Here is a 14,531-nt window from a genome sequence, read left to right as displayed (position 1 = left end):
GGGGTGCCCGACCTCTGCATAACAAATGGTTTCGGCCGGTAGACAGACCAGATAGTATGTCTACCGGCCGAAACCATTACCCTTACTTATTTCCACTGTGTCGGCGGTTGTAGTAGTCGTTGAGCATGGAAACCAACACCAGATTCAGACCCTGATGACCTTCCTCGGTATCACTGGTCAGACGACGGAATAGTTCTTCGTTTTCGCCCTGAGTGCTGAACAACGCTGCGTAGAATGCGTCTTCGAATACGGATTTGAAGTCGGCGCGGGAATTGCTCCGTGCTTGTCTGCTCAGGGTTTCATTGGTGTCGAGTATGGCTTTCATGCTTCCAATGGATTGCTTCGCGGGAGTACCGAAGTCAGTGCCGAACAGTTCATTGAGTGCTTCGATGATCGAGGACAACAGGTCCTGTTCGTCATTCGGCTTGCCTACGCCCACTGTTCCGGCGTTGTTCCTCACTGGATCGCCGCCGGTCAGACTGATGTTCTGTGACTTTTCCTTGGATTTGATCTCCAGCTTCGCCACAGCGATCATGCCGTCAATGGGCTCCTCGTCCTCGCGTTCGGAGAGGAGTTCACGGCTGAGGAACCGCAGGTACGTGTCGAGTCGAAGCAGCGCGACATCGTCGAGCCTTATCAGTTGCGTTACGTACATGTAGGTTCGGTTGAATTTACGGACGCGCTTGCGGAACTCGTCCTTGCTTTCGTTGTCAAGATCGTTGAAACGGTTCTTGGCTGGTTCGAGCATGCGTAGGATTTCCGGCATGGTATCGGCGTCCGGCTTTGCATACCAGACTCGGCATAGTGATTCGACGTCCGTGTCATCGTAGATCTGGAAGTCGGCGAGTGCCGTCTTCATGTCATAGATGACATTCGGGTCGGTGACCCGGTCGATTTCGGTCTGTGTGTAGTACGGTTCGAATGCGGCCTGGATGGTTTCCGCATTGTTGGCGAAGTCCAGTACGATGGGCGCCCTCTTGCCGGGGAAGGTGCGGTTAAGACGTGACAGTGTCTGCACGGCGGCCACGCCGGTGAGTTTTTTGTCCACGTACATGGCGCATAGCTTCGGTTGATCGAAGCCGGTCTGGAACTTGTTCGCCACGATCATAAGGTTGTAGTCGTCGGTGTCGAACCGTTCCGCGATCTTGCCGGATGGGAATCCGTTGAGCGTGGCCTCGGTCACCTCCTCGCCGTCGATGTTGAGTTTGCCGGAGAATGCGACGACCGGCTTGACGCCCGAATATTCTGGTCGCGAGGCAAGGTGCAGCATGTATCGGTAGTATTCGGCGGCGGCCCGTCGGCTTGACGTCACCACCATGCCTTTGCCGTGGCCATCGAGCAATGCCGCCACATGGTCGTGGAAGTGGTCGATGATGATTTCCGAGATCTTGGACACGTTGCTCGGGTCGAGCTTCACGAAGTCCATGATTTCCTTCTTCGCGCGACTGGCCTTGCGTTTCGGGTCCTCTGATGTGGTTCGGACGAGCTCGAAGTACGTTTTGAACGTTGTGTAGTTCGTGAGCACGTCGAGGATGAATCCTTCCTCGATGGCTTGACGCATCGAATACAGGTCAAAAGGTTCAGGCTTGCCGGTTGCGGGGTTGCGCGTGCCGAAAACCTCCAGTGTGCTGGGTTTTGGCGTGGCGGTGAATGCGTAGAACGAAAGGTTGCGTTGCGCTCCTTGAGCGTTCAGCTCACCGCGCACCTGCAGTGCGGCGTCGTCCGAGTCCTCGTCCAAGCCGCTGTCGTCCCAGTCGAAGGCGTCGTCAGCGTCATCAATATCAGATTCGTTGACTCTGACGTTGAAGCCCGTATGTTCGCCGAGCGCCTGCTTGGTCTTGCGATGCGCCTCTCCGCTTTGCGAGGAATGTGCCTCATCGATGATGATGGCGAATGTCTTGCCGGCTGTGTCGGTCTGATTGTAAATGTACGGGAACTTCTGGATTGTGGAGATGATGATGCGAGATCCTCTATTGATCGCGTCGCGTAGTCCTGCCGAATCCTTGGCGATGGACACCGTCCCTTGCTGATGAGACATGCTCATGATGGTGCCCTGCAGCTGCCTATCGAGCACCACGCGATCCACGAGCACGATGATGGAATCGAAGTACGCTTCGCCGTTCCCGTGCGTCAACGATGCAAGATGATAGGCAAGCCATGCGATGGAATACGACTTGCCTGAACCGGCTGAATGCTGGATGAGATAGTTATGCCCCGGACCGTCCGCGGTGGTCGCCTGCATGAGTCGACGAACCGCGTGCAGCTGATGGTAGCGGGGGAAGACCACGGCCTTCATGGTGGAGCGTGCCTTGCGCGTGATCTTCCGACCCTGCTCGTCCTCGGTCTTGTAGACGATCTGCGTGTACCGTTCGATGATGTCGAGCAGCGAATCCGATGTCAGCACCCTGTCCCACAGGTATGAAGTGCGGAACTTGCCCGGCTCGGCCGAAGGATTGCCGGCACCGTCCTTACCGTTGCCCTGGTTGTATGGCAGGAAGCGTGTGGATTTGCCGTCCAGCCACGTAGTCATGTAAGCGGCATCCGCGTCCACGGCGAAGTGGACGAGCGAGCGCAGATCCGGCTGGAATACCTTCTCCTTCGGATTGCGATCAGTCATGTATTGCCTGATGGCGTTACAGACCGTCTGACCGGTCTGATGGTTCTTCAGTTCAACGGTAATGAGCGGAAACCCGTTGACAATGAGCACCACGTCGATGCGGTTGTTCACATCATCCTTCATGGTTCCGTAATGGAACTCCTCGGTGATACAGAACCGGTTCGCCCGGTAATGCTCCATTGCGGTCTGGTTCAGCTCGTTCCTCGGCTTGAAGTACAGTAGACGGAACTTCGCTCCGGGTGCCATGTCGATAGTGTTGCGCAATGCCCAGAGCAGGCCTTTATCGGCAATGACCTGCCCGATACGCTTGACGACAGCCGCACTCCATTGCCCACCGTATTGGCGTTCGACTTTGGCGACCTCCCTGGGCTGGGTTTCGGTAAGAAACTCCATCAGCGTCTGTTCGTCAATGGCTGTCTCTCGGTTGAAGTTCGCGTCCATTATGGACGACGATACGTACGTGTAGCCATGCTGCTGGAATCCATCGAGCACGTGCTTCTGGAATGTACGCTCACTCATGCTACGGGTCGGTTTGACTGTCATGCTATTCCTCCGTTTCGGTTTCACGGGCACCAGGCACCTTGACCTTGCCAGTCACGCACTCGCTGATCAGTGATGCCCTGTATTCCTTCAACCGGACAATTAGCGACCGCTTCTGAGCGATGAGGGAATCGATGTGATCACACTGCTCGTCGAGGTAGTCAGCGATAGCTTTGCGCTCCGACTCGGGAGGCACCAGAACATTGACTTCCTTGAGGATTTTTTGGGTGATGCTGTATAGCTTTACACCGGAGACACGGGAACGAATTTGCGAACGCCAGTTAGCGTCCATTGCAAGATATCCGAGGTATTTCCCACCGATGGAGGCGGACGGGTTAATGACTATAGTGTGGTAGCCGGCATAGATTCCTGGCTGCTTGTCGACGTATGCGCAATTCCCACTGCCAGCAACATCTTCGGACGTGTCAGCCATAATGAGTGATCCCTCGTTTGCAAAGGCCGTGTCGGCCAAGGCAGGACATTCATCAGATACGAATCGGATAAGGTCTTTTTCGATGCCAGCGGCTTTATGCGTTTTAGAGTGGATTTGTCCGTAGCTCAGAACAGGCTTTCCGTCTTTTACAAGATCGTCTTTGGTGATTGACAGTCCTTTGCTGAATGAAGCTCGAGCATGTAATGGCACAATTTCCCATTCCGCCGGAATCTGGCCGATCCAGTCGGTGCCGGAGTCCTTCATCGGGACGCTCGGGTCGAGACCTTTGGTGACGGCTTCGGAAATGACGGACTGACGATACTCGTTCAGCAGTTCAATCGACCGTTCGATATCCTTCACCGCCGAGTCGATCGCCGATGTCTTCTCATCCAAATAATCAGCGATCGCTTGTTGCTCTTGTAAGGTAGGGAAAGCACAGGTGATGGAATACAAGTCGCGTTGGGTCATAGACGGTAGAGCGGAACCATACTGATATTTTTCATAATTGAATCTTGTGGATAGATACCAAAGGTACTTGGTAGAAAATTCTTCATGTGCGATTGCGTAGTACATGGTGTCCACGGTCCAGAAGGGGTCCTTTACATATAACGGTTTATCAACCGTTCCTTTTCGTCCCAGTAAGACAGATTCTCCATCATGCATTACAGTGTTGCAGTACGCAAAGCAACCGCCACTTCCATATACGGGGATGGTGTTGTTTGATTCGACATCATCAACATACGGTTTGTAGTCGGCTCCGTTGAATATAGACAAAGCTCGTTTCAAAGGAGCGGTCTTCCACCCCGCCGGAATCTCGCCGATCCAATCGACGCCGGAATCTTTGTATGCGTTGTACCGTTCCATCACAGACCCACCTTTGCGAGGCTGTCGGCGATGGACGCTTCCAGCGATCGGATGTCATCGAGGATGTCGGTCGACGGGCGCAGCGGAGTGTATTCGTAGAAGTAACGGGTAAATGGGATCTCGTAGCCCACCTTGTCCTTCTTGCGATCCATCCACGCATCGGGCGCATACGGTTTCACTTCGTGCTCAAAATACTCGTCAATGTTCCGTGTAAGCGGGATGTTCTCGGTATCGCGCAGCGAGGTGTCCGGCTTCGGACGGCCTTTGCGATCGGTCACGATCTCGCCGTTCTCATCGCGTAGCGGGCGTTCAACGGTTACGGTGGTGTACCCGAAGTCCCGTACATCAAAGATCTTCGAGGTCTTCGATTCCTCGAACGCCTCATATTCCTTCACGATCGCGCGAATCTGCTCGTCGCTCAGCTCATTACGCTTCGACCCGAGGGACTTACGCATCTTGGTGAACACCCCATTCGCGTTGATGAGCTGCACCTTGCCGCGGCGTTCAACTGGCTTATTGTTGTTCAACACCCAGATGTAGGTGGCGATGCCGGTGTTGTAGAAGAAATCGTTCGGCATAGCCACGATCGCTTCCGCCAGATCGCGTTCCTCCAGCAGCCAACGACGGATATTGCTTTCGCCCGAACCCGCCGCGCCGGTGAACAAGGGAGAGCCGTTCATGAATACGGCAATACGGCCTCCGCCAACTCCCACAGGGCGCATCTTCGAGACCATGTGCTCGATAAACAGCAGCTGACCGTCGCTCACGCGCGGCAGGCCGGCGCCGAAACGTCCTCCATCCCGACCCTTGGCTTCGGCTACCACCGTGTCCTTTATCTTCTTCCAATCCACGCCATACGGCGGATTGGAAATCTGATATCCGAACCGTTCATCCTCGAACGCAGGGTCAGTGAGAGTGTTGCCAAAGGCTATATGTTTGGCATCCCCCCCCCCTCAACATAATATCGGCCTTGCAGGTGGCAAACGTCGCGGGATTGAGCTCCTGCCCATAGCAAAGAACGGTTGTGTTCGGATAGTAGGCCTGCACCTGCTCGTCAAACAGGGAGAGCGCTCCACCCGTGCCTGCGCACGGATCGTACACCCTCACCACTTTGTTGCCTTGGGAAAGATCGTTCGCAGCGCCGGCGATCAGCAGATCCACCGCCAGCTTGAGGCCGTCGCGGGGGCTGAAGTGTTCACCAGCCGTCTCATTCGACATTTCGGAGAATCGCCGCAGCAGATTCTCGTAAATGTCGCCCATCTCAGCATCATCCACGGCCGCCGGTCCCAGATCCACCGTGCAGAACTTATCGACAATCTGGAACAGCAGATTATTCGCCGCCAGCGAGTCAACACGGTTGAAGAAATCGAACTTTTCGAACACGTCCAGTGCATCCTTCGAGAACTTCTGAACGTAATCGTTAAGATTCTCCGCGATGTTACTCGGGTCGGCGCGCAGACGACTCATCGTGTACCGGCTTGTGTTGTAGAACGGCAGTTCGGCCACATTCTCCAACTGGCGCTCGCGGACACCTTCCGACATGCCCTGCGTGCTCTTTTCGACAGCGAGCACCTTGTCTTTTGTCGGTTCCAGCACGCAGTCCAAACGACGCAGCACCGTGAACGGCAGAATGATGTCGCCGTATTCATGCTGCTTGTAGTCGCCGCGCAGCAGGTCCGCCACCTGCCAGATGAACGACACGATCGACTGGTGATTCATCGTGTTTCTCCATTCTTTACTGAGTTTTCTTTTACCGTATCAATGACTGCGTTGTATCGTGCAGCACTCGCCACAGTGTCGAGCTGTGCCTTGTAGAGTTCCGCCTGTCGATTCAGTGTTTCCACAGCACGTGCGTAATCCACAATGCGCTGCTGCTGGGGCAGCGGCAGCACAGGGATCTCCAGTTGCGTCGGACGTACTCTTTTCAGTACGAACTCTGCAGAACCGCAGTTCCATTTGCCCTCGATCATCAGAGCCACATAATCCGGAATCCACTGGCCGTCCATGAGCCGGACAAGGTGCACATTCTTATGTACGTAATGGCCGCCTTCAGGGTCAACCATGGCACTAGGGCGATTGCCCACAGCCAGTAGGATGTCATTTTTCTGTGTGACGATGCCGTCTTCCTCATTGTGAGGAAGGGAGGTGTTGGCGTGAAGGTGATGGCTTCGCACGTCCTTGGCGCCGATTACCTCGTCGGGCAGGTTGTGGCTCTCTGGACCGCCATAATCACCTTGTCTGATCATGGCGATCTCCCTGAGACGAATGGTATTCGCCTGGGAGCAGTCGAATATCTCTGCATCGAATCCGTCAAGCGTATTGAGGGCTGCGGATACTTGGTCGCGTAATGTTCGCAGTGTTGCAAGACGAGATTGGTAGGTCCTGTTGATGCTCGCGGCGCTCGGAGGCTCGCTGCCAAGCCAATCTGCAGGCAACAAGGAAACTCGTCCCTTGCCGAGGATCTCTACCGAACGCACATTGCGTATGCTGATGGAATGGACAGCGAGTAGTTTAGACACCGTGCCATGGGCGAACCATTCCAAGGCGGGTCTTATCCAAGACGGCATGTCGGACAAAGACCGGTATCGAGAGTCCTTTTCCGTCAGACTGATCATCGCAATGGAATCGCGGCTCGCATTCGGGGCGGATAGCACCCAGATGAACGTGGGGATTGCCGTATTGACATATAGATTGCCAGGCAAGGCGATGATCGCCTCCACGCATCCGGCAGCCAACAGCGAACGACGGATTTCGGCCTCGTGGCCTTGACTGAATAGCGGTCCTCCAGAGGTCACAACGAATGCACGTCCGTCGTCGGCAAGATGGGCGAGGGCATCCTGAATCCAAGCCAGTGATGAATTGCTCTTCGTGGGTATGCCATACTTCCAGCGGGGGTCTGCGGTGTTCGGTTCCCAGCGCATGCCAAATGGCGCTTCCAGCATAACGATGTCGGATCGCACGCCGGGGAATGGATCCTGCGCCAGAGAGTCCTGTATATGGATATCAAGAGACACGCCGGTCTCCTCCGCGAGCACGAACCGGCGTGCGGCAAGGACAGCGGTATGACGGTCGATGTCCGCGCAGCGAAGTGCGAGTCGAGATGCCGGGGTTGTATTGTCTGTGCCGTCGGGGTTCTCGCTGGGGCTCAGAATCTTGCCGAACTGCAAGTGACTCTCAAGGATGCCGCAAGCGGAATCGTATACGGTGACCTGCTGTCCGAGTGCATGATCTTGTTCCCTCAGGTAGGCCGACGCAAGCTTGGCAAGTAGTGTGGATACCGAGGAGTTCGGTCGTCCGAAATCACCACTCATGCGTCCTTGGCTGATGATGCTCCGCTCAAGAATCAGTGAGACCAGCTGATTGGCTTTGTCAGTGCCGTGGGACGATAGATTTTCTGTGAAGCGCAGCAGTTCAGACAGATCGCCCGGCCTCAGCGAACCGACTTCCTCGGGCCTCGTCAGTGCAAGAGAGAGCGCGGTGCCTGCGGACGCGCTTGTGGCGGTCGTCGCAATGTGCTGTAGCAGGGATGCGACCAGATGGTCGCAGTAGTCCATGGCATGCATTGGTTCGGTCTCGATGCTGGCGAGCAGTTTGGCCCATGCGTCATCCATGTCGAATCGTTGCGTCATGCGGTTCAGGCACATGGCCCAGAGCAGCAAGGATGCCATCTCAAGAGGATCGGCTTGATTGCGCCACTGATCGAAGAACGACCACGCGGCCTGTTCCAGACGAGTGTCCTTGAATGCAATGCCATTGTCGGTGAGCCATGCAGCCACCTGATCGTAGTCGAACAGAGGGCGGCCGTCCTTGGAGTCCACCGGCTTCGGAAAGTTCTTATTCGCTCGATTGCGCCAATTGGAAACCGCCGAGGGGCGGACGTTGGCCATTCGCGCAATGTCCGCTGACGTGAGCGTATTGATGTCAGGCGATGATGCCGAACTGCCGATACCCTTGATCATATTTACCTCCATTCACAGTATTGATACAGTGTGATCGCATTCACAATGTCTGACTATGAGTATATGGCACTGCTGAATAATTGTCAAACTGTGAATATGGTTCACAGATATTTATGTTGTGAACTAGAGCGTTTTCCGTCGGAATTGCATCGGTAAAGCCGAAATTCCTTGGAGTGTGGCCGATCGTGCCGTCGAACCACCTCTTCCCGCTCGGCGTATAGAATGCGTGTCGTGCTGAAACGTCGGAAAACGAGAACGCCGCAGCCCGGCGAATGGGGTTGGCTCAAACGTATGAAGGTCAGCGTGCCCATCTTCATCATCCTGATGGGCATCCTGATCTCCGTGTCCCATGCCACCACCGTGGAGTGGAACAACAACCCCATCGACCAGAGCGTCGATACGCTGGCCTCCGACACGGCCGTCACATTCGACAATCTCGACGGTGATGCGCTGCCCGCACTCGACACCTACAAGGTGGCGACGAAAAGCGTGTGGCTGGACCTCAAACGGCCGTCCACCGGGGAAGTACAGCGCGCGCACGTGCTCATCAGGTACCCGAAGAACGCCACCGCCATCGGCAACTCAACCAAACTGCCCGGCGTGGTGTTCATGCACGGCGCCGGCTACGGCACAGCCGACAACTCGTTCGGCGACGTGGCCGAGGATCTGAGCTCGGCCGGATTCGTCACCGCCACCGTCGACAAGCCCGTCTGGTCCACGAACGACATCACCCGCGACTATCCGGGATCCGCGCACGCCTACGGTCAGGTGGTCGACTATCTGCGCTCCATGAGCATGGTCGACGCCGACCGCGTAGGCCTTTACGCCACATCGGAAAGCACGTGGATCTCACCGTATCTGGTGCGCGACGACGGCAACATCGCCTTCCAGATTCTCCTGTCGCCCATGGTGCACACGCCGCGTCACGCGCTCGGATTCTTCGTGGCGCAGGACTTCGCCATCGTGGGCGCCAACCCCGGCTACCAGTCCATCGTCCGGCGCGTGTTCAGCGCCGACACCGCACAGTTCGGCCTGACCAACCTCGACTTCAACCCCATGATCGCCGCAGGCTACGCCATCCCCACGTTCGTGGCCTACGGCTCCAAGGACGTGATGACCGCCCAGGTGGACGGCGTGCGTTCGATCGAACTCATGGCCCACCGAAGCGGCAACTGGAACGTGACCGTACGCAACTATCCCGTGGCCAACCATGTGATGCGACTCGGCGACGAGGCCGAGGAGGGCACACCGCTGGTGGACCGCTACGAACGCGACATGGTCGACTGGGCCGTCGGCACGTCGCGAGGACTCAAGGAGACCTCCGCATCCATCGCCGGCGCCACCATCTACCAGTCCATCGCCGTGCCCACCAACCTATACGGGCATACGAAACTCACCATCTACGGTGTGGTCGTGCACGTGGCCGCGGTGATCACATTGCTCGTGGCGTTCATCCTGAGCCTTATCGCCCTGGAACGCAAGATCCGCTACATGATCGGCGGACGTGGTCCCTCGCTCGGATTCGTCCGCGGATACCAACGCGTGCTCATCACCATATCCGCCACCACGCTCGCCACACTGCTGCTGTTCTTCGCCGGCGTGGGCCAGATCGTCTGGCGCATCGTCACGCTCATCTGGGGCGCGGCTCCGGAATCGCCCGGCATGATCTACTGGAGCTGGTACGCGATCCAAGTGGTGTGCGTACTGGTCGTCTGGGCATGGTCGCGCGTATTCTGCCAGCTGCTCAACACCGCCGCCCAGAAAGGACTGCTGCGCACCCCCGACGAGTGGCGGGCCGATTTCGAGGTCAAGCGCCTCACCGGCAAGCCCGTGCTGCGCATCCGCGGCACCCACACCGGGCCCATCATCGCGTCCACCAGACTCGGTGTGGCACTGTTCGTGGCCACCACTCTCGCCATGTTCTGCGTGCTGCTCGTCTTCGCCTTCTGGGGCCTGTTCGTCTACTAGCCGGAAACGGGAAAACCCGGAGGAGGCCACCAATGCCACTGTACAAGGACGAAGGACTCGTGCTACGCACCGTGAAACTCGGCGAAGCGGACCGCATCATCACCATCCTCACCCGAGACCACGGCAAGATCCGCGCCGTCGCCAAAGGCGCCCGCCGCCCGAAATCACGATTCGGCGCACGACTCGAACCATTCATGCGCGCCTCGCTGCTCATCGCCACCGGCCGCTCGCTCGACGTCGTATCCCAGGCCTCCACGCTGGGCGCCTACGCCGACGGCATCGTCCACGACTACGACGCCTACCTCAACGCCAGCGTGATCGTCGAAACCGCCGACCGACTGTTCACGGCGCTCGAAGAACCTTCGCCGGTCCAATACCGACTCGCCATCGGCGCCATATCGGCATTGAGCCGGCACCTGCACGACCCGCGCGACATCAGCGAATCCTACGTGCTCAGGGCGCTCGCGCTCGCTGGCTGGCGTCCCCGACTCGACGCGTGCGTGGTATGCGGCGAACCGCGCAAACCCGTGGCGTTCTCCATCCCCGCCGGCGGCGTGATGTGCGCCACGGACCGCACACCCGAGGCAAGACGCATAGGGGAGAGGGGCGTAACACGGCTGCGCGCACTGCTCAACGGCGACTGGACAGTGCTCGACGCCGCATCCGGCCATAACCCCGATGGGGGAACAGACGCGGCCACCCCCGTAGATCACGGCGATCTGGTGGAAAAATGGGCCGAATATTACCTCGAACGGCCGATTCGTTCCGCGCGCTTGCTAGATTCGTAACCATGGCTTTTGAAAACGTCGATTACACGTCGCTCTCCATCCCCGCGGCACCGTTCTCCGATCCCTCGATCATCCCCGATTTCCCCAAAGGCAAGGTCCCCCGTCACGTCGGCGTCATCATGGACGGCAACGGACGCTGGGCGCAGCAGCGCGGCCTGATCCGCACCAACGGCCATCAGGCCGCCGAACCCGTGGTCTTCGACACCATCGCCGGTGCCATCGAAGCCGGCGTCCGCTACCTGAGCCTGTACACGTTCTCCACCGAAAACTGGAAGCGCTCGCCGCAGGAGGTGCGTTTCCTCATGGGATTCTCGCGTGAGATCATCCACCGCCGTGTGGCCCAGATGGACGACTGGGGCGTGCGCGTACGCTGGTCGGGCCGCCGTCCGAAGCTGTGGAAGTCGGTGATCGACGAGCTCGAGGTGGCCATGGAGCGCACCAAGCACAACAAGACCATCGACGTGGTGTTCTGCATCAACTACGGTGGCCGTGCCGAGATCGCCGATGCCTGCGCCGCCATCGCACGCGAGGTGCGTGACGGCCGTATTTCCGGCGACCGCGTGACGGAGAAGATGATCGCCCAGCACCTGTACAACCCCGACATCCCCGACTGCGATCTGGTGATCCGCACGTCCGGCGAGCAGCGCACCAGCAACTTCCTGCCGTGGGAGGCCGCCTACGCCGAGCTCGACTTTGTGCCCGAACTGTTCCCCGACTGCGGTCGCGAGGTGCTGTGGCGTTCCATCGACCATTACATCCACCGCGATCGTCGCTTCGGCGGCGTCAAGCGCTGAGGACGGACACTCCGTATGCCGTCATGCGGGCGTCTCGCTGAACCCTGTCGGCGGGACGCCCGCATGCGCCGTCAGTAGCAGTCCCAGGTATAGAGCACCTGGGAGAAGTCAAGGCGACGCAACTGGTCGGGGCGAATGAAGAAGTTCGCCACGCCGCTGTCGCCGAACATCACGTCATCTATGGAGTCGATCTGCAGCAGCATCGTATCGGCGCCGCGCCATACGGGGTCGTTGGTGCGCGGATCCTCCTGGGTGAAGAGCGGATATCCGCCGATCTGGTGGCCGCCCCATGCCAGAAGATCCGACAGCGTGTCGGAGATCTCCGCCTCGTGCATGCGGTAGAAGTCGCGGTCCCGGTCGTTCATCGAGCCGATGCATCGTTGCAGTTCGCCGTCGAATCGATGATCGGACGTGGTGATCGCCTGCGTGGCAAGCGTGGGCGCCAGTTGCAGCGAGAAGCGTTCATCCGGGAAGGGCAGATCGGTATCGGACTTCCACGCCGGATGGAACGTACGCAGCGGCGTCCTGACCTCAGGAATCGTGGGAAGATAGCGGATCCGCCACGTCTTTTGCGATTGCGGATCGTCGAGGTTCATGCCGTAGAGCGGGTCGTCGCCGGCGATGAAGAACTGCAGCAGGCCGTGATCGGGAAAATCGGGCAGATGCGGCAGCTGGCCGAAATTGAGCTGGGCGAGCAGATACAGCGATTCGCCGGTCTCCTTGTTGCGCGGCGGTCGCATGCCTTCGGGCACATAGAACGCGCCACCGATCTTGGTGTCGAACACCGACGGTGGGGTGTCCGTCGGGGTGAGCTGGATCACGGGGGCATCGGTCGAGTGCCTGATCATGGCGGCGATCACCTGCGCCACGTAATCGCTTAGCTGCGGTATGCGCGCGGTGTCGGCGTAGGCCTCGTCACGCTGGATGCCGGTGACGGCGGTGTCGATGGGATTGTGAATCCCATGGGCCAGTCCTTGTTGCTCCGCCGATGGTCCCTTGCCGAATAACCTGTCCAGCAGTCTCATGGCACTCCTTATTCGAGATGACGATACAGGCGCTGTTCAGCGTAATCGTCATACGTTGATTTCGTTTGTCCGAATGGTGAAGAAGCGGTGTCGATGGACGCGCCGCACACATATAGTCATCATGACTATATGTGGTATGCTCATATCTGATTTCGCGCGGGACGCCGATTCATGCATGCGTTTGGAACGCGTTTGACGACCCGCGCCGACCACAGACGTGACATACCGCACACCATATGAGGAATATGAGGAAGGGAAACGACCATGAGCGTGGCTTCCGTCAATGAGATCATCGAACGACTCGGCGCGACCAGCACCTGCGACGCCGGACTGACCAAGGACCCGTGGGCATTCGACACCACCCGCCCCACCTACGGCCCCGGCGCATCCGCGCTCGACATGATTCCGAAGAACGCGCCCCGTCAGCAGCCGCTGCCGGACGAATACCGCAGCGCCTCCGACGACGAACTCCAGCAGCGCATCCGCGACGCCAAGGCCCGCCTCGGCTCCAAACTGCTGATCCTCGGCCACTTCTACCAGCGTGACGAGATCATCGTGCACGCCGACTATGTGGGCGACTCCTTCCAGCTCGCCAAGAACGCCACCCAGTGCCCGGACGCCGAGCACATCGTCTTCTGCGGCGTGCACTTCATGGCCGAGACTGCCGACATCCTCTCCAAGCCCGAACAGAGCGTGACCCTGCCGAACCTGTCGGCCGGCTGCTCCATGGCCGACATGGCCGACATCGACCAGGTGGAGGACTGCTGGCAGCAGCTCGGCGAGATCTGCGGCACCAAGCCGGACGCCGACGGACTGCAGCAGATCATCCCCGTCACCTACATGAACTCCGCAGCCTCGCTCAAGGCGTTCTGCGGACGCAACGGCGGCATCGTATGCACGTCGTCCAACGCGCACGCCGTACTGGAATGGGCGTTCGCCCGCGGCAAGCGCGTCCTGTTCTTCCCCGACCAGCACCTCGGCCGCAACACCGCCCGCGCCATGGGTATCCCGCTGAGCCAGATGCCGCTGTGGGATCCGTACAAGCCGCAGGGCGGCGCCAGCAACCCCGACGACTACGCCAAGGCGAAGATGATCCTGTGGAAGGGCTTCTGCTCCGTGCATCAGCGCTTCACCGTGGACCAGATCGAACGCGCCCGCAAGGCATACCCGGGCGTGAAGGTGATCGTGCATCCCGAATGCTCCATGCAGGTCGTCGACGCCGCCGACGGCACCGGCTCCACCGCCTACATCGTCAGGGAGATCGCCAACGCGCCCGCCGGCGCCACCATCGCCGTGGGCACCGAGATCAACCTCGTCAACCGTCTGGCCGCACAGTACCCTGACAAGACCGTGTTCTGCCTCGATCCGGTGGTCTGCCCGTGCTCCACGATGTACCGCATTCACCCCGCCTACCTGGCCTGGGCGCTGGAGAACATCGAACAGGGCAACATCGTCAACCGCATCACCGTGGACGACGACACCGCGCGCGAAGCCAAGGTGGCACTTGAACGCATGCTGCGCGTCCACCCGTGACGCACGCGGA

10 protein-coding genes are annotated in these 14,531 nt (G+C 58.7%); 4 read left to right on the top strand and 6 right to left on the bottom strand.

All coding sequences use genetic code 11. From position 1 onward, the window contains the following. Window positions 1-82: 82 nt before the first annotated feature. The 5 genes from D2E23_RS04060 to D2E23_RS04045 are packed head-to-tail and all read right to left on the bottom strand — an operon-like array spanning window position 83 to window position 8,413. Window positions 83-3,136 carry a type I restriction endonuclease subunit R gene (locus D2E23_RS04060; protein WP_164520661.1) on the bottom strand — a complete coding sequence of 1,018 codons (3,054 nt, stop codon included), beginning with the start codon at window positions 3,134-3,136 and terminating at the stop codon, window positions 83-85. Window positions 3,137-3,161: 25 nt separating this feature from the next. Then, the gene (locus D2E23_RS04055) at window positions 3,162-4,454 is read right to left on the bottom strand and encodes a restriction endonuclease subunit S (protein WP_126029712.1); all 1,293 of its coding nucleotides are present in this window, start codon (window positions 4,452-4,454) and stop codon (window positions 3,162-3,164) included. Further along, the gene (locus tag D2E23_RS11920; protein WP_206431994.1) at window positions 4,454-5,386 is read right to left on the bottom strand and encodes an HsdM family class I SAM-dependent methyltransferase; all 933 of its coding nucleotides are present in this window, start codon (window positions 5,384-5,386) and stop codon (window positions 4,454-4,456) included. The genes D2E23_RS04055 and D2E23_RS11920 overlap by 1 nt, the downstream gene beginning before the upstream one ends. Continuing rightward, entirely contained in the window at window positions 5,361-6,173 is an 813-nt protein-coding gene (locus tag D2E23_RS11915; protein ID WP_206431989.1) for a type I restriction-modification system subunit M, read from the bottom strand. The genes D2E23_RS11920 and D2E23_RS11915 overlap by 26 nt, the downstream gene beginning before the upstream one ends. After that, a complete protein-coding gene (locus tag D2E23_RS04045) occupies window positions 6,170-8,413 on the bottom strand; it encodes an N-6 DNA methylase (RefSeq protein ID WP_164520660.1) in 2,244 nt (747 codons plus the stop codon). The genes D2E23_RS11915 and D2E23_RS04045 overlap by 4 nt, the downstream gene beginning before the upstream one ends. Window positions 8,414-8,704: 291 nt before the next feature. Between D2E23_RS04045 and D2E23_RS04040 the strand changes: the two genes are divergently transcribed. The 3 genes from D2E23_RS04040 to D2E23_RS04030 are packed head-to-tail and all read left to right on the top strand — an operon-like array spanning window position 8,705 to window position 11,963. Next, a complete protein-coding gene (locus D2E23_RS04040) occupies window positions 8,705-10,381 on the top strand; it encodes an alpha/beta hydrolase family protein (protein ID WP_126029710.1) in 1,677 nt (558 codons plus the stop codon). Between the two features lie 32 nt (window positions 10,382-10,413). Next, entirely contained in the window at window positions 10,414-11,169 is a 756-nt protein-coding gene (gene recO, locus D2E23_RS04035; RefSeq protein ID WP_126029709.1) for a DNA repair protein RecO, read from the top strand. A 2-nt stretch (window positions 11,170-11,171) separates the two neighbouring features. After that, the gene (locus D2E23_RS04030) at window positions 11,172-11,963 is read left to right on the top strand and encodes an isoprenyl transferase (protein WP_126029708.1); all 792 of its coding nucleotides are present in this window, start codon (window positions 11,172-11,174) and stop codon (window positions 11,961-11,963) included. Between the two features lie 71 nt (window positions 11,964-12,034). On the opposite strand, the gene D2E23_RS04025 is transcribed toward D2E23_RS04030, so the two are convergent. After that, window positions 12,035-12,988, bottom strand: a complete 954-nt coding sequence (locus D2E23_RS04025) for a YwqG family protein (protein ID WP_126029707.1) — start codon at window positions 12,986-12,988, stop codon at window positions 12,035-12,037. 264 nt (window positions 12,989-13,252) lie between these two features. Here D2E23_RS04025 and nadA point away from each other — a divergent pair, with 264 nt between their 5' ends. Next, window positions 13,253-14,521, top strand: a complete 1,269-nt coding sequence (gene nadA / locus D2E23_RS04020) for a quinolinate synthase NadA (protein ID WP_126029706.1) — start codon at window positions 13,253-13,255, stop codon at window positions 14,519-14,521. Window positions 14,522-14,531: the final 10 nt, after the last annotated feature.

The sequence above is a fragment of the Bifidobacterium callimiconis genome, assembly GCF_003952005.1.
Lineage (GTDB): Bacteria > Actinomycetota > Actinomycetes > Actinomycetales > Bifidobacteriaceae > Galliscardovia > Galliscardovia callimiconis.
Note: the sequence above shows the minus strand (reverse complement) of the source record. Positions and strands in the feature narration are given on the sequence as shown.